The sequence below is a fragment of the Pseudoxanthomonas helianthi genome (assembly GCF_017939625.1).
Classification (GTDB): domain Bacteria; phylum Pseudomonadota; class Gammaproteobacteria; order Xanthomonadales; family Xanthomonadaceae; genus Pseudoxanthomonas_A; species Pseudoxanthomonas_A helianthi.
In genome coordinates, this window is the sequence record NZ_JAGKTC010000003.1 from 571,597 (window position 1) to 588,844 (window position 17,248).

Here is a 17,248-nt window from a genome sequence, read left to right on the forward strand (position 1 = left end):
GGCGGCGGGCCGGATGGCGAATTGGTTAAAATCCGGGGAAGCCCGCCGCAATGGCGGGCGCTTGTTGCAGACGCGCAATGATACCCGCAGCCCCCCTCCCGCAGCCACTTTCCCCGTCCCGGCCCCGCTGGCAGCAGGCCTGGCGCGAGGCCGTGCGCGACCCGCGCGAACTGCTGGCGATGCTGGGCCTGGAAGCGCTGGCCGACCGGGTTTCCGACCAGGCCGCCCTGCAATTCCCCCTGCGGGTGCCGCGCGGCTTCGTCGCGCGGATGCAACACGGCGACCCGCGTGATCCATTGCTGCGCCAGGTGCTGCCGCTGGACGACGAATTGCGCGCTGCGCCCGGCTTCGGCCTGGATGCGGTCGGCGACTCGCTGGCCAGGACCGGCCCGGGGGTCATCCAGAAATATCGGGGCCGTGCCCTGCTGGTCGCCACCGGCAGCTGCGCGGTGAACTGCCGCTACTGCTTCCGCCGGCATTTCCCCTATGCGGAAGAGACCGCGGCCCGCGACGGCTGGCACGAAGCGGTGGAACTGATCCGCGCCGACGCCGGCATCGACGAAGTGATCCTGTCCGGCGGCGATCCGCTGTCGCTGGCCACGCCGAAACTGGCCGAGCTGACCGCCGCGCTGGCCGGCATCCCGCACATTCGCCGCCTGCGCATCCACAGCCGCCTGCCGGTGGTGCTGCCCGAGCGCATCGACGACGCCCTGCTCGGCTGGCTGTCCGCGTTGCCGTGGCCGGTCGCGATCGTCGTGCATGCCAACCACGCCAACGAATTCGATGCCCACGTGGATGCCGCCCTCGCGCGCCTGCGCGACGCCGGCGCCGCCCTGTTGAACCAGGCCGTGCTGCTGCGCGGGGTCAACGATTCGGTCGACGCGCTGGCGGCGCTGAGCGAACGCGGCTATGCCGCCGGCGTGCTGCCCTACTACCTGCACCAGCTCGACCGCGTGCAGGGCGTCGCCCACTACGAAGTGGCGGACGACGAAGCCCGCGCCCTGCATGCCGCGTTGGCGGCGCGGTTGTCCGGCTACCTGGTGCCGAAGCTGGTGCGGGAAGTACCGGGCGACCCGGGCAAACGGCCCTTGTGAGAAGCCGGGCCCGGCGCGGCTCCCGCTTTCGCCCCTTCGCCCGTCCCTTTCCCGATCGACTCTGCGACGCCTGCATTGGACGTCGCCAGCGCCTTTCGTGTATTAAACCCGGACCCACGGCAACGGACATCCCATGCGGATCGGCAAAGAATCCACCTTGCGCCTGCTGATCGTCGACGACAGCGTCGAAGATGCCGAAACCGTGGTCAGCACGCTGCGCAACGGCGGCCTGGCGGTGCGCCCGCTGCGTCCGCGCGATGCCGACGAACTGGATGCGATGCTCGGCGCGCAGGCCATCGACCTGGCGCTGGTCGCGTACTCGGCGCAGGGCATCGCCCTGGCCGACGTGGTGCAGCGGGTCCGCGCCAGCGGCAAGGACCTGCCGGTGATCGTGCTGCTCGACGACATCGACGAGACCAGCGTCGCCGCGGCGCTGGCCGCCGATGCGCGCGTGGTCGCGCTGCGCGGCAACCCCGAACACCTGCTGGCCAATCTGCATGGCGAATGGGCCAACCTCGAGGCGCGGCGCTCGCTGCGCATGCTCGAAGCGCAGCTGCGCGAAACCGAACGCCGCTGCGAAACCCTGATCGCCTCCTCGCGCGACCCGATCGCCTACCTGCACGAAGGCATGCACGTGCGGGCCAACGAGGCCTACCTGGAAATGTTCGGCTTCGACAGCTTCGAGGACGTCGAAGGCCTGTCCCTGCTCGACCTGGTCACACCCGACCACGTCGGCAATCTCAAGGAAGTGCTGAAGACCCTGGCCCGCGGCGCCGCACCCCCGCCGCGGCAGGCCCTGGAGGCCCGCGGCATCGACGGCACCGTCATTCCGGCGACGCTGGAATTCGCCGCCGCCGCGTACGAGGGCGAGCCCTGCGTGCAGGTCGTGTTCCGCCGCATCATCGCCGAGGCCGACCCTGGCCTGACCCGCGAAGTCGAGGACCTGCGCCAGCGCGACCTGGTCACCGGCCTGCTCAACCGCCCGACCTTCCAGCGCTCGCTGGAGGACGCGGTGGCCGAAGCCGCGCGCGGCGAGGCGCAATACGGCTTGCTGCTGCTGGAAGCCGACCACCACCAGCGCCTGCTGCAGGAAATCGGCCTCGACGCCGCCGACCGCCTGGCCAGCGCGGTCGCCGAACGCCTGCGCGAAGCGCTGCACGAGGACGCCACCGTCGCGCGTTTCGGCGAGCACAGCTTCGCCGTGCTGCAACGCGGTCCCTATGCGGACACGATGGCGCTGGCCGAACGCCTGCGCCAGGCCTTCGCCACCGACCTGCTGAACATCGGCGAATGGGCCACGGCGGTCGGGGTCAGCATCGGCGGCGTGCAGGTCGGAGAGCGCATCGCCAGCGTCGGCCAGGTGCTGGCGCGCGCCGACGCCAGCCTGCGCACCGCGGTGGAACTGGGCGGCAACCAGGTACAGATCTTCGACCCGGCGGCGAGCGACCGCGCCGAGGAAGAGCGCGTGCAGCACTGGCTGGGCCGGGTCCGCGACGCGTTGGCCGGCGATGGCTTCAGCCTGCTGTTCCAGCCGGCGATCAGCCTGCGCGGCGACGAAGGCGCGCTGTACGAAGCGCTGCTGCGCCTGGACAACAACGGCGAACAGGCCACCCCGGCCAGCTTCCTCGGCATCGCCGAGGAAAACGGACTGATGCCGGAGATCGACCGCTGGGTCGTCGCCCATGCGATCGAGAAGCTCGCCGAAGCCCGGCGCGCGGGCCGGCAGCCCCGGCTGATGGTGAAAGTCGGCTCCGAGTCCTTCCAGGACGAGCGCCTGCTGCAGGTGATCGCACAGCAACTGGGCGCGCACGACGTGCCCGGCGAGCTGCTCTGGCTGCAGGTGCCGGAGGCGCGCATCTCCACCCAGTTGCGCGTGGCCGGCGAGTTCGCCGCGCGCGCGGCGCGGCTCGGTTGCCGCGTGGGCCTGGAGCAGTTCGGCACCGGCGTGGATTCGTTCCGCCTGCTGGCGCACTTCCGCCCCGCCTTCGTCCGCATCGACCGCAGCCTGACCCAGGACCTGCCGACCCAGCCGGAGCTGCAGCAGAAGCTGGGCGAAATCACCGCCCGCGCGAACAGCGAGAACATCGCCACCGTGGTCGGCTTCGTCGAGGACGCGTCGGCCTTGAACGCGCTGTTCAACGCCAACGTGGACTACGTGCAGGGCCATTTCATCGCTGCGCCGGGCGCAGCGATGGATTTCGATTTCGGCTAACCCCACAACCGCTTCCGCCTTGTAGAGCCGAGCATGCTCGGCTGCCGTTGCCGTTGACGTCGCTGTTGTAGAAGCTGGGCTTATCCCGGCTTGCTTTTGTCGTTCGTCGTGAAGATCAAAAGCGTGCCGGGACAAGCCCGGCACCCCCGCATAGGCGGGGGGCAGGCTCTACAAAGCAAGAGCAGCCGAGCATGCTCGGCGCTACAACGCAGGAGCGGATCAGGCCACCGTCGCCGCGGCGTTGCGCAGCGCCGCGATGCGCTGCTCCAGCGGCGGATGGCTCAGGAACAGCGCACGCAGGCCATGGCCGATGCCGCCGGCGATGCCGAACGCGGCGATCTGGTTCGGCAGCGTGCTCTGGCCGTGGTTGGCGGCCAGGCGCTCCAGCGCGGCGATCATCTTGTTGCGGCCGGCGAGGTTCGCGCCACCGGCATCGGCGCGGAATTCGCGGCGCCGCGAGAACCACATCGCGATCATCGAGGCGAACAGGCCGAACACCATCTCCAGCACCATCACCACGATGTAGTAGGCGAAACCGCGGCGGCCGTCGTCGCGGTTGCCGGACAGGTAACCGTCGATCACCCCGCCGACCACGCGCGCCAGCACGATCACGAAGGTGTTCAGCACGCCCTGCAGCAAGGCCATCGTCACCATGTCGCCGTTGGCGACGTGACTGACTTCGTGGCCCAGCACCGCCTCGGCCTCGTCGCGGCTCATGTTGCGCAGCAGGCCGGTGGACACCGCGACCAGCGCGTTGTTGCGGTTCGCGCCGGTGGCGAAGGCATTGATCTCGGGACCGTCGTAGATGGCGACTTCCGGCATGCCGATGCCGGCGGCCTGGGCCTGGCGGCGCACGGTTTCGAGCAACCACTGCTCGCCTTCGTTGCGCGGCTGTTCGATCACCATCGCGCCGGTGCTGCGCTTGGCCAGCCATTTCGACATCAGCAGCGACACGAACGAACCGCCGAAGCCGAAGATCGCCGCCATCACCAGCAGGCCGGTCATGTTGGCCGGGTTGACCCCGAGCAACGACATGACGATGCCCGCCAGCACCAGCACGGCCAGGTTGGTCAGCAGGAACAGGGTGATGCGGGTGAACACGGCACGGACTCCGGATGTCGGATGGATGTTCCGCGAATCTGCGGCTGGCGGCGGTTGAATTCAAGCGCATTCCTGACCGAGGATTCAGCTTTTCCTCCGTACTCCCATGCCCGAGACGTCCCCCTACCGCGGCCGGTTCGCGCCCTCGCCGACCGGACCGCTGCACGCCGGTTCGCTGCTCGCCGCGTTCGGCAGCTGGCTGCTGGCGCGCCAGGCCGGCGGTACGTGGCTGGTGCGGGTGGAAGACCTCGACCCGCCGCGCGAAGTGCCCGGCGCCGCCGAAGCGCAACTGGCCGCACTGGCCGCGTTCGGACTGCATTCCGACGAGCCGGTGCTGCGGCAGAGCGAGCGCGGCGCGCACTACCAGGCCGCGCTCGATCGCCTGCTCGCCGACGGCTTGGCCTTCGTCTGCCATTGCAGCCGCAGCGACCTGGCCACGAGCGGCGGCATCCATCGCCATTGCGTCGCGCGGGCACCTCGCCCCGATCCGGCGGTCCGCCTGCGCGTGCCGGACGGCAGCGTCATCGCCTTCGACGATGGGCTCGCGGGCCGGATCGAGCAGGACGTGGCCCGCGAGGTAGGCGATTTCGTGCTGAAACGCGCCGACGGGTTCTGGGCCTACCAGCTGGCCGTGGTCGTGGACGACGCGGAGCAAGGCATCACCGACGTGGTGCGCGGCGCCGACCTGCTCGACTCGACCCCGCGACAGATACTGCTGCAACAGGCGCTGGGCCTGCCGACGCCGGGCTACCTGCACCTGCCATTGGTGCTGGACGAACATGGCGACAAGCTGTCGAAATCGTCCGCGGCGATGCCGGTGGACGCCAGCGATCCGGTGCCCGCGCTGCGTCGCGCATGGCAGGCGCTGGGCCAGGATCCGGCCGCATTGCCTGCGGTCGCCGATGTCGATTCGCTGCTGCGGGCGGCCGCGGAGAATTTCCTGCCGGAACGGTTGCCTGCGCAACCAAGCGTGCCGCTGCAGCGCACAACATGAACGCAATCGGGCGTGTCTAGAATCGAAGCCGCCAAACCACCCTCAGGAGCTTCACATGACTTCGCGCGTTGCATTCGTCACCGGCGGCACCGGCGGCATCGGTACCGCCATCTGCAAGCAGCTGGCCGACATGGGCCACAAGGTCGCCACCAACTACCGCAACGAGGAGAAGGCGAAGGCGTGGCAGGCGCAGATGAAGGCGGACGGCTACGACTTCGCGTTGGTCAAGGGAGACGTGACTTCGCCGGACGAAGCGCAGGCGATGGTCCGCGAAGTCGAACAGAAGCTCGGCCCGATCGACATCCTGATCAACAACGCCGGCATCACCCGCGACGGCACCTTCCACAAGATGAGCGCGCAACAGTGGGGGGACGTGATCAACACCAACCTCAACTCGGTGTTCAACGTCACCCGCCCGGTGATCGACGGCATGCGCGAACGCAAATGGGGGCGGATCATCCAGATCAGTTCGATCAACGGCCTCAAGGGCCAGTACGGCCAGGCCAACTACGCCGCGGCCAAGGCCGGCATGCACGGCTTCACCATTTCGCTGGCCCGCGAGAACGCCAAGCTCGGCGTCACCGTCAACACCGTGTCGCCGGGCTACGTCGCCACCGACATGGTCATGGCGGTGCCGGAAGAAGTGCGGGCCAAGATCGCCGCCGACATCCCGACGGGCCGCCTCGGCATGCCGGAGGAAATCGCCTATGCGGTTGGCTTCCTGGTCGACGAGCGCGCCGCCTGGATCACCGGTTCGAACCTGGACATCAACGGCGGCCACCACATGGGCTGGTGACCGGCCAGGCCGGCGGACCGAAGGGCGCCCCAGGGCGCCCTTTGCTTTTCCAGCAGCCCGGCGGCGCCTGAACAGGCGGACCAATCCCGGACCCATTGCAAGTGCTGTTGCGCTGCGTCATGCTGCACCCACTATGAATTAGAGCGATTGCTCCATGGCTGCGACCCGGATCATCAAGAAGTACCCCAACCGCCGTCTCTACGACACCGAGATTTCCAGTTACATCACCATCGAAGACGTCCGCCAGCTGATCGTCGACGGCGAGGACTTCGAAGTACGCGACGCCAAGACCGGCGACGACCTGACCCGCACGGTTTTGCTGCAGATCATCGCCGAGCAGGAGCAGGACGGCGAACCGGTGCTGTCGACCCAGTTGCTCAGCCAGATCATCCGTTTCTACGGCGACTCGCTGCAGGGCTTCATGGGCAACTACCTGGAGCGCAGCATGCAGTTGTTCATGGAGCAGCAGGCGCAGTTCCGCAGCCAGATGGGCAACCTGCTCGGGCAGACCCCGTGGACCATGATGAACCAGCTGACCGAGCGCAACATGGAGATGTGGCAGGAATTCCAGCGCAACCTCAGCGGCGGCATGGGCCGCACCGCTTCTTCGGCCAAGCCGGAACCCACGCGCGAAACGCCGAAGACCCGCTCGCGCTGACCTGATCTTTTCACCGAAGACCCGTGTCGCGCGACACGGGTCTTTCGTTTTTGGGGAACCGAAACATGACGCAAGCACGCATCGCCCTGGTCACGGGCGGACTCGGTGGACTGGGCACGGCGATCTGCCGCGCCCTGGCCGAAGCCGGTCGCAAGGTCGTCGCGGTGGACGTGGCCGCGCCCGAAGAACGCGTTGCCGGCTTCCGCACCGCGCTCAATGGTTTCGAGGCGCATATAGAAACGGCCGACGTCGCCGATTTCGACGCCTGCGCCGCATTGGTGCGCAAGGTCGAGGACGAACACGGCGCGCTGGACATCCTGGTCAACAACGCCGGCATCACCCGCGATTCGACCCTGCGCAAGATGGAACCGGCGCAATGGCAGGCGGTGATCGACGTGAACCTGAGCAGCGCCTTCAACCTGTGTCGCCACGCGCTGGACGGGATGCAGGCGCGCGGCTTCGGCCGCATCGTCAACATCAGTTCGGTCAGCGGCCAGACCGGCAACTTCGGCCAGACCAACTACGCCGCGGCCAAGGCCGGCCTGCACGGGTTCAGCATGTCGCTGGCGCGCGAAACCGCGACCAAGGGCGTCACCGTCAACAGCATCTCGCCGGGTTACATCGAGACGCCGATGACCCTGGCCATGCCGGAAGCGGTACGCGAGAAGACCCGCGCCTCGATCCCGGTCGGCCGCCTCGGCCAGCCGCGCGACATCGCCCGCGCCGTCGCCTTCCTCACCGCCGACGACGCCGGTTACATCACCGGAGCGAACATCCCGGTGAACGGCGGCCTTTACATGGCGTATTGAAATATAGGCCGGGATAACGTCCGCGACCGATTGCATGACGAAGCGGGTCGGGAGTTATCCCGACCTACGCTCGATCGCAGATGGCATCCCTGTGGGAGCGACGTAAGTCGCGAACGGAAACATCCGAAAGCAATCGCGACTCACGTCGCTCCCACGACGTTTTATATCAACGCATGAGTCAGTTGCAGGCTCACCTTGTACGGCTGTAGATCATGCGGCCACCGCAAGACAATACGCACCGCTCCCAGTCTGATTTGCAAGGACCGTATTTCGGCGCGGGTCCGGTACAAATTTGCGGGAATTGCGCTGCAATACAGCGATCAACGACATTGTCGGCTGGAGGAGAGCAAGCTTTCTCTGCGCTCTGCTTGCTTGAACCACACCCACTGGCCTCTAAACTGGCTTCCGTCTCCGCCACGCGATCGCACATCGCTCTGGATTCGTCGCACGCGGCAGCGCACAATCGGCCTCCTTCCGTGGTCGGCCTTGCGATCTGGTGATCGGCGCAAGCGAACAAGAGACATGTGGCGGAGATAAAAAAGACGCCGCGGAACACCCGGGTGAATGACCCTCGGAACCGTACGTGAGGATAGTGTTTCAATCCGGCGTTCACTGCGCCGCCTGCCCGCCGCAATACTTCGCGTAGAACTGCTTCGCCTGCGGCAGCAGCGATTGCAGGTGCTGGATGCGGTTGGCCGGATCCGGGTGGGTCGAAGCGAATTCCGGCGGGCGCTGGCCGCCACCGAGTTGCGACATGCGTTCCCACAGCGGAATCGCCGCCTCCGGGTTGTAGCAGGCCGCCGCGGCCAGCATCAGGCCGACTTCATCGGCCTGCGTTTCGTGGTTGCGGCCATAGGGCAGCACCACGCCGTACTGGATGCCGGCGCCCAACGCGGCCATGGTCTGCTGGTCCATGCCGGAAACACCGGCCGCCATCTGCCCCATCTGCACCAGCTTTTGCTGGGCCATGCGTTGCGCGCCGTGGCGCAACAGCGCGTGGGAAATCTCGTGGCCCATCACCACCGCCATCGCATCGGCGTTCTGCGCAACCGGGATCAAGCCGGTGTACACGGCGATCTTGCCGCCCGGCAGGCAGAAGGCGTTGGCTTCGTCCGACTGGATGACGTTGACGTCCCACTGGTAACTGCTCAGGTCCGGCGTCGGCTGGCCGTGCTGCGCGGCCAAGTCGGCCGCGACCTGCGGCACGCGCGCGACCAGGCGTTGGGCGATGGCGCGGATCTGCTGGCTGGTCTGGTCGTTCGGCGCCAACAGCGCGCGCTGCGATTGCGCATCGGTGAGCACTTCCCGGTAAGCCTGCGCACCGAGCTGGGCTTCCTCTTCCGGCGTCGCGCCGTAATGCGCGTCCTCGCCGGTGTACGGATCGGTGGCCTTGCTGCCGAACCAGCTCCACGCCGCGTAGCCGGCGAACAGCAACAGGACCCACCAGCGGATGTTGCCGAACAGCCCGCGACGGCGCGGCTGCCGTGCGTCCTGCGGATAACCGCCCTGCCCCAACGGATCGATCCTCATGCTCCGCTCCCGAAGTCCTAGATGCCACGCACCACGCGGAAACCCACCCGCGCATTAGTCATATCCGAATCCGTCGACGAACGCCACGCCGCCCGGCTCTGCGCCGGCGAACTGGCCCAGGAGCCGCCGCGCACGACCCGTGCCCGGCAACCCGGATTGAACCACGCCACGCCGTCGGTCGGGGCGCGGCGATAACTGGCGTGCCAGCAGTCGGCGACCCATTCGCTGACGTTGCTGCCCATGTCGTACAGGCCCCAGGCATTCGGCTTGAACGTGCCGCCCGGCGCCGGCCCCCACCAGCCGTCGCCGTAGCCGGCGAAAACGTTGTTCCAGTTGCGTCCGCTGGGCGACACGTCGCGGCTGCCGGCCAGGTTGCCGAACCCCTTCGGCGGCGTGGCCGCGTCGCCCCAGGGAAAGCGCCCGCTGCCGCCCGCGCGCAAGGCATATTCGAACTCCGCTTCGCTGGGCAGCCGATAGCCGGCGCCGGTCTGCTGCGACAGCCAATCCGCGTAGGCCTCGGCATCGTGCACGCTGACGTGCAGCACTGGCTGGTCGTCGGCCGCCAGACGGCCGTCGTAGCCGGATTGCCAGTCCACCCCGCTGCGGCGGATGAAGTTGCCGCTGCGTTCGTCGTAGACCAGCGAATGGCCGCGCCGGGTCGCGCGCGGACGCCGGCCGCTGGATTCGACGAAGCGACGGAACTCGGCCACCGTCACCGCACGCCGCGACATGGCGAAGCCACGATCGAAGCGGATGTAATGCGCCGGCTTCTCCGCATCGGTGGCGTCCTGTTCGCCCTCCTCCGCGCCCATGCGGAAGGCGCCGTGCGGCACCACGATCATCTCCGGCCCGCGTCCGCCGCCCGACAGGGCGTCGGTGAAAGCCTGGCCGGGCCGGTACAGGCCGTAATGCGTGGCCAGATCGACGCGCCGGCGGAAATCGGCCGCCACCGCATCGCCCGGCGCGGCAATGCGCAGCACTTCGGCCAATTGTTCGCGAACCTTGCGCATCGCCGGCGGGGCCAGTCCGCGTGCCGTGCTCAATGCGTTCACGCCGGCGTCGCGCAAGGCGGCGATACGCGCCGTACGCACCGCTTCGATGCGCTGGCGCGCGTCGGCGATGGTCTGCGCGTCGTTGCGTACCTGCGCCGCATGCTGCAGCCATTGCCCGGCGCCGTCGAAATCCCCTGCCTGCGCGGCGTCTTCCGCACGACGGATCACCGCACTCTCGACCGCGGCAACGCCTTGGCGCGCCCGCGCGTTGGCGGGACTCAACTGCAGCGCCGCGCGGAAGCTGCGCAGCGCGCCCTGCTGTTCGCCCAGGCCCAGCGCCTCGTCGTCCAGTTGGCGTTCGCCCTGCTCGTTCAAGGCCAACGCCTGTTCGGCCACGTCGACCCGCTCCAGATAGGCCAGCACCGCGGCGTCGTCAGGCCAGAGGCTGCGCGCCACCGCCGCCACCTGCCTGGCTTCGCGCAACGACTCGCCCAGCACGTCGGCCTCGCTGTCGGCACTGCCCAAGGCTGTATCGCCCTGTTTCAGCAGCGCGACCCGGGCCTTGTCCAAGCCCGCGCGAGCCGCGGCATCGTCCGGCTTCACCGCCAGGATCGCCAGATACAGCGGAATCGCATCGTCGACGGTGGCGAACAGGCGCTGTTGCGACAACGCACGCGCGGCGCGGCGGCGCGCGGCCGGGATATCGGCCTCGGCAAGCAACAGCGCCGGCGGCCGCCAATTCAGCGCGGCGCTGTCGCCCTCGTCGGCGCCCACGGTCACCTGGCCGGCTTCCCCGGCCGCGGCGCTAGCATGCGACGCCGAAGCGTGCGGCGAACGCTGGCAAGCGCATAGCGCGAGGGCGAACAGCAGGATGAATCCGCGCGGCAGCATGAGGTAGGCGGAACGGCGACGATGGGCTATTGTCGCCGCATCGCAACCCCGATGCATTCCTGGAGTTTTCGTGCCGGTCTGGCTGGATTCACCCGACGCCCTGCAACAACACATCGCCGCCTGGGCCGCGGCGGGCATCGACCGGATCGGCCTGGATACCGAATTCGTCCGCGAACGCACCTACTGGCCGCAGCTCGCGCTGGTGCAGATCGCCGCGGGCGACGACATCCTGCTGGTCGACCCGCTGGTGCCCGGCATGGCCGAAGCGCTGCGTCCCATGCTGGCCGATCCCGGCCTGCTGAAGGTGATGCACAGCGCCAGCGAGGACCTGGTCGCGTTCAAGCAGGCCTGCGGCGTGTTGCCGATGCCGCTGTTCGACACGCAGATCGCCGCGGCGCTCGCAGGCGTGGGCGGCGGCCTGGGCTACCAGAAACTGGTACAGGCCATCACCGGCGTCGCGCTGGCGAAAGGCGAAACCCGTTCCGACTGGATGCGGCGTCCGCTCAGTGCTTCGCAACTCGAATACGCCGCCGACGACGTGCTCCACCTCGATGCGATTTACCTCGCCTTGGAAGCGAAGCTGTCGGCCCAGGGCCGCCTCGACTGGCTGCGCGCCGATTGCGCTCGGCTGGTCGCCGGTGTGGCCAGCGACGAACCGGAACGTTGGCCGCACCTGTCGATGCGCAGCGCCCAGTTCCTCGATGCAGCCGAACAACGCATCCTGCTGCGGCTGCTGCGCTGGCGCGACGTGCAGGCCCGTGCGAGCGACAAGCCACGCAGCTGGATCCTCGACAACGAATTGGCGGTGGAACTGGCGCGCAAGCCGCCCGCAGACGAAATCGCGCTGCAGGCGTGGCTGGATGCGCGGCCGAAATCGCCGCGCAAACTGGCCGCGAGATTGTGGCAGGCGTTATCCACGCCGCTGCCCGACGAGACCGATGCTCCGTTGGCGCGTACCGCCGACGATACGGAGAAGAAGAAACTCAAGCGCCTGCAGGACGCGGTCAGCCAGCGCAGCAGCGAACTTGGCCTGCCCGACGGCGTCCTCGCCTCGCGGCGCTGGCTGGAAGCGCTGATCGAAGGTCACGCCAACGGCGCCTGGCCCGAAGCGCTGGACGGCTGGCGGCGCGAACAGTTGCAACCGTTGCTGGCGCCACTCTTGTAGGAGCGTCCCCTGGGACGCGACCGCATGCCAAGGGTCCCGATTTAGATTCTTCGCAGCGGAAAGTTTCCGGTGGCGCCCCAAGGGCGCTCCTACGACGCACTCAATTGGCGCGCACGACGTATTCCTTCAACGCCTCGTAGCTAGGCGCCATCGGTTCCGCGTGCGCTGGTCGCTGCAACAATTCTTCCAGCGCTGGCGGCACATCGACGGCCTTGCCGACCAGCGGCTCGACCACGCTTTCGAACTTGGCCGGATGCGCGGTTGCGGCCACCGCCCAGTCGCCGCCTTCGCCCGCGGTGCGCAGGTCTTCCAATACCCTGATCGCGGTCGCCGTATGCGGGCAGAAAATCTCGCCGTGCTCGCGGAAACGCCGGGCGATGACTTCGCGGATCGTCGCGTCGTCGACGCTCGCGGATGCGAAAGCGGCGCGCAGCGCGGCGTCGTCGCCGCGATACAGCCGGCGCAGGCGTTCGAAATTGCTCGGCGCACCGACGTCCATCGCATTGGCGATCGTCGCGACGCTGGCCTGGGGTGCATATTCGCCACCGGCGAAATAATCCGGCAGCACGCGATTTGCATTGGTCGCCAGCACGATGCGGCCCAGCGGCACGCCCAGTGCGCGGGCCAGGATCGCCGCCAGTGCATTGCCGAGGTTTCCGGTAGGGATGACGAAGTTCAGCGCGTTGCCGGTCGCGGCGCGGTGCGCCAACGCCGCATGTGCGTAATAGCTCATCTGCGGCAGCAGGCGGCCCAGGCTGATGCTGTTGGCCGAACTCAGCGGCGCCTGCGCCTGCAGCGCGGCATCGTTCAGGGCCTGCTTGACCAGGGCCTGGCAGTCGTCGAAGGAACCGGCGACTCGCAGCGCCGTCACGTTGTCGCCGAAACAACCCAGTTGGTGCGCCTGGCGCGGCGACACGCGGCCATCCGGGTACAGCACCACGACGCGCAGTCCCGGCTGCTTGTGGAATGCCGCCGCGACCGCCGCGCCAGTGTCGCCGGAGGTGGCGACGAGGATGGTCAAGGGTTTGCCTTCATCACGGCGCAAACGGGTCAGGCATTGGGCGAGGAAGCGCGCACCAAAATCCTTGAACGCCGCGGTGGGGCCATGGAACAGCTCGAGCACGTGGTCGCGTGGCGTCGCCAACGGCTTCAACGGAGCGGGGAAATCGAATGCAGCCTTGCAGATCGAGGCCAGTTCGCCTTCCAGGCCGTCGCTGGCGAAGAACGGCCGCAACAGGTCCGTGGCGGTTTCGGCGAGATTCGCGCCGGGAGCGAGTTCGCGCGGCTCCGGCAATCTTTCCGGCACGTAGAGGCCGCCATCGGGAGCGAGGCCGGCGGCGATGGCGGCACTGAGTCTCGCTGCGGGGGATGCGTTGCGTGTGGAGATGAAATTCATTGCTTTGCTCGTCATTCCCGCGCAGGCGGGAATCCAGTGTCTTTGGTTCTTCGGAAGATTCGCGGCGATCTGGATGAAAGTCGCTGGATTCCCGCCTGCGCGGGAATGACGACCTCAGGTTCCCGTATTCCCGAGCACCCTCGCCGCCGGACTGTCGATCGGCGACACCCAGGCCTGGCTGTCGAAGCCGGCTTCCGCGAATGCCGCCTGGATCTTCGGCGCCGCGGCTTCCGCCGCCGCGCGCGTTTCGAACCAGCCGAATACGCTGGGGCCGGCACCTGAAATGCTCGCACCCATCGCCCCGGCGTCGAGCGCGGCGCGCTTCGCCGCATCGAAACCGGCGATCAGCGGCGCGCGGCGCGGCTCCACCAGCACATCTTCCAGCCCAGCGCGCACCAGCGAAGGATCGCCGGCGTGGCAACCCGCCAGCACCAGGGCGAGGTTCGCGCTCTGCGCGACGAATTCCTTCAACTCGTAGCTGCCCTGCAACGCGGCGCGGGCGCGGCGCGTCTCCAGCACGGCGTCCGGATGCACCAGCACGCTATGCCAGGCGGCAGGTACCGGGATCTTCGCCAGCCGGTCGGCCGTGGCCAGCACCAGGCCGCCGAGCAGCATCGGGCCGAGGTTGTCGCCATGGCGTCCGCCGCTGGCGACGGCTTCGCCGACCAGGGCGAACGGATACAGCGCTGCGCGCGCCAGCGGTGCATCCAGCAATTCGTTGGCCGCGACCAGCGCAGCGACGCAGGAAGCCGCCGAGCCGCCCATGCCCGACCCCAACGGAATGCCCTTGTCGATTTCGAGTTCGAAGCCGAAAGGCAATGCCAGGGCATCGCGCATCGCGATCAGGGCCGCTCCGGCGGTGTTGTGCGGGGCGTCGAGCGGCAGGTCGACCGTGGTGCCACGGATCGCGGCGATGCGTACGGTCGGCTCGTCGATGCGGCGCACCGATACCGTATCGCCGACGCCTTCGATGACGTGACCGAGGATGTCGAAGCCGACGCCGACGTTGCCGACCGAAGCCGGCGAGAAAGCCCTTGCCGACGACCTCACAGCTTCGCCCCCTGGCCCGCGGCGACGCGCAACAGATCGGCGAATACGCCCGCCGCGGTCACTTCGGCGCCCGCACCGGGACCTTGCACGATCAACGGGTTGTCGCGGTAGCGGCGGGTGCTGAACTGCACGATGTTGTCGGTCAGGCGCAACTTGGCGAAGGCGTGATTATCGGGCAATTCGACCAGGCCGACGCTGGCGCGGCCGGCCGCGTCCAGTTTGGCCACGTAGCGCAGCACCTTGCCTTCGGCCTTCGCCCGCTGCAGGCGCTCGGAAAATCCCGCATCGACCTCGGTCAGCCGCGCGAGGAACTCGTCGACGCTGCCGCCGCGCAAGGCTTCGGGCACCAGGCTCTCCACCTGCACGTCTTCCAGCGACAGCGCGTGCCCCGCCTCGCGGGCCAGGATGGTCAGCTTGCGCGCCACGTCCACGCCTGACAGGTCGTCGCGCGGATCGGGTTCGGTATAGCCCAGCGACCGTGCTTCGGCCACCAGTTGCGAGAACGGCACGCTGCCATCGAACTTGTTGAACAGCCAGGCCAGGGTGCCCGAGAAGATGCCTTCGATGGCGACGATTTCGTCGCCGGTATCCAGCAGGTCGCGCAGGGTCGAGATCACCGGCAGTCCGGCGCCGACCGTGGCTTCGTAGCGAAAACGCGCGCCACTGGTCGCCGCCGCGTCGGCGATGGCGTCGAAGCGCGCACGCGAACCGGAACCGGCCTGCTTGTTCGGCGTGACCACGTGGATGCCCGCGGCGAGCCAGCCGGCGTAACGCTCGGCGACTTCGCCGCTGGCGCTGCAATCGACGATGACCACGTGCGGCAGGTGCGATTCGAGCAGGTGCGCGGTGAAGCGATCCAGGTCGGTCTGGTCTGCGGTCGCATCGAAACGTTCCCGCCAGTCGCCGGCGATGCCGCGCGCGTCGAGCAGCATCTTCCGGCTGGACGCGACCGCGCACAGGCGCAGGTCGAGGTTGGCCTTGCCCAGCAACTGCGGCTGGGCCGCGCGCAACTGGTCGAGCAAGGTCGCGCCCACGTTGCCCGGACCGATCACGCCGACCGCGAAGGTCTGCGGCGACAGCCAGAAACCGGCGTGCGCGGCGCGCAGCGCCTTGGTCGCGTCGCGGCTGTCGATGGCGACGGAGATGTTGCGCTCGGACGAGCCCTGGGCGATGGCGAGGATGTTGACCCGCGCGCGACCCAGCGATTCGAACAGCCGCGCGGCCACGCCGGGGCTGCCGGCCATGCCGTCGCCGACCGCGGCCAGCACGCTGACCCCGTCGGTCGCCTGCACGCGCTGGATCTGACCGATGTGCAGCTCGTGGGCGAACGCATCCAGCAGCGCGGTGCGGGCGCGCGCGGCTTCGCCGCTTTTCACCACGCAGCAGATCGAATGCTCCGACGAGCCCTGCGAGATCATCACTACCGACACGCGTGCGTTGCGCAACGCCGCGAACACGCGCTCGGCGGTGCCGGGCACGCCGATCAGGCCGGTGCCTTCCAGGTTGACGATGGCCAGGTCCGGGCTCAGGGTCAGGCCCTTGACCGGACCGCTCTGGTCGCGCTCGGCGGTGATGCGCGTGCCGGGATGTTCGGGATGGAAGGTGTTGCGGATGATGATCGGCAGGCCGCGCTCGATCGCCGGCGCCATGGTCTGCGGATGCACCACCTTGGCGCCGAAATAGGCCAGTTCGCAGGCTTCGTCGTAGCTCAGCGCACTCAGCTGCACCGCTTCGGGCACCACCCGCGGGTCGGCCGACAACACGCCGTCGACATCGGTCCAGATGTGCAGTTCGTCCGCGTTGAACAGCGCGGCGAAGATCGCGCCCGAATAGTCGCTGCCGTTGCGTCCGAGGGTGGCGAAGCCGCCATTGCGGTCGCGGGCGACGAATCCGGTGATCACCACGCGCGGCTGCGGGTTGCGTTCGCGCCACGCGGACAGTTTCGCCGCGCTGGTTTCCCAGTCGACCACCACGCCCAGGTCGCTGCGTTCGACCACCAGCACGTCGCGCGCGTCGAGCACCGCGCAATCCTCGCCCTGCGCCTTCAGGTATTCGCCGAGCAGGCGCGCCGAGCAGATTTCGCCGAGGCCCTGCACGCGTTCCAGCACCTCGTGCGGCAGGCCGCCGATGACGACCAGGGCTTCGAGGATCGCCTTCAACTTGTCGAAGCGCTCGTCCAGCCATTCGATCACCGGGCCGGAATCTTCGCCCAGCAACGAAACCGCTGCGCCGCGGTGGCGCGCGCGCAATTCGTGCCAGCGCTCGCGCCATTCCTCGCTGCCCGCTGCGGACAGGTTGCACAGGTCGATCAGCGCGTCGGTGACGCCCTTCATCGCCGAGACCACGGTGGCCTGCACGGTCTCGTCGCGCGCCAGCAACAGCGAGGCGACATGGCGAAAACGCGCGGCATCCGCGACGGAAGTGCCGCCGAACTTGTGCACGACGGTGCGCAGGGCTCGCGGCGGAGCGTGGGGAACGCTGGGAACGGGTTGTGCGGACATGGCAGACGGACCTTGTGAAGGCCCCGCGCGCATCAGGCTGTGGGTTGCCCCGCATCCTG

General features: G+C 68.4%; 13 protein-coding genes. 7 read left to right on the forward strand and 6 right to left on the reverse strand.

Annotation, left to right across the window (positions count from 1 at the left end):
* Window positions 1-77: 77 nt before the first annotated feature.
* Together epmB and J5837_RS14490 are read left to right on the forward strand one after the other, a co-directional pair.
* Entirely contained in the window at window positions 78-1,094 is a 1,017-nt protein-coding gene (gene epmB / locus J5837_RS14485) for an EF-P beta-lysylation protein EpmB (RefSeq protein ID WP_210537468.1), read from the forward strand.
* A 133-nt stretch (window positions 1,095-1,227) separates the two neighbouring features.
* The gene (locus J5837_RS14490) at window positions 1,228-3,306 is read left to right on the forward strand and encodes an EAL domain-containing protein (RefSeq protein ID WP_210537469.1); all 2,079 of its coding nucleotides are present in this window, start codon (window positions 1,228-1,230) and stop codon (window positions 3,304-3,306) included.
* A gap of 219 nt (window positions 3,307-3,525) precedes the next feature.
* Here the strand turns inward: J5837_RS14490 and htpX are convergent, their stop codons facing one another.
* A complete protein-coding gene (htpX, locus tag J5837_RS14495; RefSeq protein ID WP_210537470.1) occupies window positions 3,526-4,407 on the reverse strand; it encodes a protease HtpX in 882 nt (293 codons plus the stop codon).
* 106 nt (window positions 4,408-4,513) lie between these two features.
* Between htpX and gluQRS the strand changes: the two genes are divergently transcribed.
* The 4 genes from gluQRS (at window position 4,514) to phbB (J5837_RS14515) (ending at window position 7,664) form a co-directional block, all read left to right on the forward strand.
* Complete coding sequence (gene gluQRS / locus J5837_RS14500; protein ID WP_210537471.1) at window positions 4,514-5,401, forward strand: tRNA glutamyl-Q(34) synthetase GluQRS; 888 nt, start codon at window positions 4,514-4,516, stop codon at window positions 5,399-5,401.
* Window positions 5,402-5,456: 55 nt separating this feature from the next.
* Window positions 5,457-6,197, forward strand: coding sequence for a beta-ketoacyl-ACP reductase (gene phbB / locus J5837_RS14505; RefSeq protein WP_210537472.1), 741 nt, complete (start codon window positions 5,457-5,459; stop codon window positions 6,195-6,197).
* A gap of 154 nt (window positions 6,198-6,351) precedes the next feature.
* Window positions 6,352-6,855 carry a polyhydroxyalkanoate synthesis repressor PhaR gene (gene phaR / locus J5837_RS14510; RefSeq protein ID WP_210537473.1) on the forward strand — a complete coding sequence of 168 codons (504 nt, stop codon included), beginning with the start codon at window positions 6,352-6,354 and terminating at the stop codon, window positions 6,853-6,855.
* A gap of 65 nt (window positions 6,856-6,920) precedes the next feature.
* Window positions 6,921-7,664, forward strand: coding sequence for an acetoacetyl-CoA reductase (gene phbB, locus J5837_RS14515; protein WP_210537474.1), 744 nt, complete (start codon window positions 6,921-6,923; stop codon window positions 7,662-7,664).
* 609 nt (window positions 7,665-8,273) lie between these two features.
* Here phbB (J5837_RS14515) and J5837_RS14520 read toward each other — a convergent pair.
* Both J5837_RS14520 and J5837_RS14525 read right to left on the reverse strand, forming a co-directional pair.
* Window positions 8,274-9,194: a M48 family metallopeptidase gene (locus J5837_RS14520; RefSeq protein ID WP_210537475.1), complete on the reverse strand. Its 921-nt coding sequence runs from the start codon at window positions 9,192-9,194 to the stop codon at window positions 8,274-8,276.
* Window positions 9,195-9,211: 17 nt separating this feature from the next.
* The gene (locus tag J5837_RS14525; protein ID WP_210537476.1) at window positions 9,212-11,077 is read right to left on the reverse strand and encodes a formylglycine-generating enzyme family protein; all 1,866 of its coding nucleotides are present in this window, start codon (window positions 11,075-11,077) and stop codon (window positions 9,212-9,214) included.
* Window positions 11,078-11,147: 70 nt separating this feature from the next.
* Between J5837_RS14525 and rnd the strand changes: the two genes are divergently transcribed.
* Complete coding sequence (gene rnd, locus J5837_RS14530; RefSeq protein ID WP_425504847.1) at window positions 11,148-12,242, forward strand: ribonuclease D; 1,095 nt, start codon at window positions 11,148-11,150, stop codon at window positions 12,240-12,242.
* Between the two features lie 100 nt (window positions 12,243-12,342).
* Here the strand turns inward: rnd and thrC are convergent, their stop codons facing one another.
* The 3 genes from thrC to thrA all read right to left on the reverse strand — a co-directional run bounded on the left by thrC (window position 12,343) and on the right by thrA (window position 17,189).
* Window positions 12,343-13,638 (reverse strand): threonine synthase, encoded by a 1,296-nt coding sequence (thrC, locus tag J5837_RS14535; protein WP_210537477.1) that lies wholly within the window; start codon window positions 13,636-13,638, stop codon window positions 12,343-12,345.
* A 114-nt stretch (window positions 13,639-13,752) separates the two neighbouring features.
* The gene (locus J5837_RS14540) at window positions 13,753-14,688 is read right to left on the reverse strand and encodes a homoserine kinase (protein WP_210537478.1); all 936 of its coding nucleotides are present in this window, start codon (window positions 14,686-14,688) and stop codon (window positions 13,753-13,755) included.
* Window positions 14,685-17,189 carry a bifunctional aspartate kinase/homoserine dehydrogenase I gene (gene thrA / locus J5837_RS14545; protein WP_210537479.1) on the reverse strand — a complete coding sequence of 835 codons (2,505 nt, stop codon included), beginning with the start codon at window positions 17,187-17,189 and terminating at the stop codon, window positions 14,685-14,687. Before thrA ends, J5837_RS14540 begins: the two co-directional genes overlap by 4 nt.
* Between the last annotated feature and the right edge of the window lie 59 nt (window positions 17,190-17,248).

What these genes read in the sequence shown, in the direction of transcription:
- phaR (WP_210537473.1), top strand. Translation starts at nt 6,352, where the DNA reads ATGGCTGCGACCCGGATCATCAAGAAGTACCCCAACCGCCGTCTCTAC.
- thrA (WP_210537479.1), bottom strand. Translation starts at nt 17,189, where the DNA reads ATGTCCGCACAACCCGTTCCCAGCGTTCCCCACGCTCCGCCGCGAGCC.
- thrC (WP_210537477.1), bottom strand. Translation starts at nt 13,638, where the DNA reads ATGAATTTCATCTCCACACGCAACGCATCCCCCGCAGCGAGACTCAGT.
- J5837_RS14490 (WP_210537469.1), top strand. Translation starts at nt 1,228, where the DNA reads ATGCGGATCGGCAAAGAATCCACCTTGCGCCTGCTGATCGTCGACGAC.
- J5837_RS14525 (WP_210537476.1), bottom strand. Translation starts at nt 11,077, where the DNA reads ATGCTGCCGCGCGGATTCATCCTGCTGTTCGCCCTCGCGCTATGCGCT.
- phbB (WP_210537472.1), top strand. Translation starts at nt 5,457, where the DNA reads ATGACTTCGCGCGTTGCATTCGTCACCGGCGGCACCGGCGGCATCGGT.
- gluQRS (WP_210537471.1), top strand. Translation starts at nt 4,514, where the DNA reads ATGCCCGAGACGTCCCCCTACCGCGGCCGGTTCGCGCCCTCGCCGACC.
- J5837_RS14520 (WP_210537475.1), bottom strand. Translation starts at nt 9,194, where the DNA reads ATGAGGATCGATCCGTTGGGGCAGGGCGGTTATCCGCAGGACGCACGG.
- epmB (WP_210537468.1), top strand. Translation starts at nt 78, where the DNA reads ATGATACCCGCAGCCCCCCTCCCGCAGCCACTTTCCCCGTCCCGGCCC.
- phbB (WP_210537474.1), top strand. Translation starts at nt 6,921, where the DNA reads ATGACGCAAGCACGCATCGCCCTGGTCACGGGCGGACTCGGTGGACTG.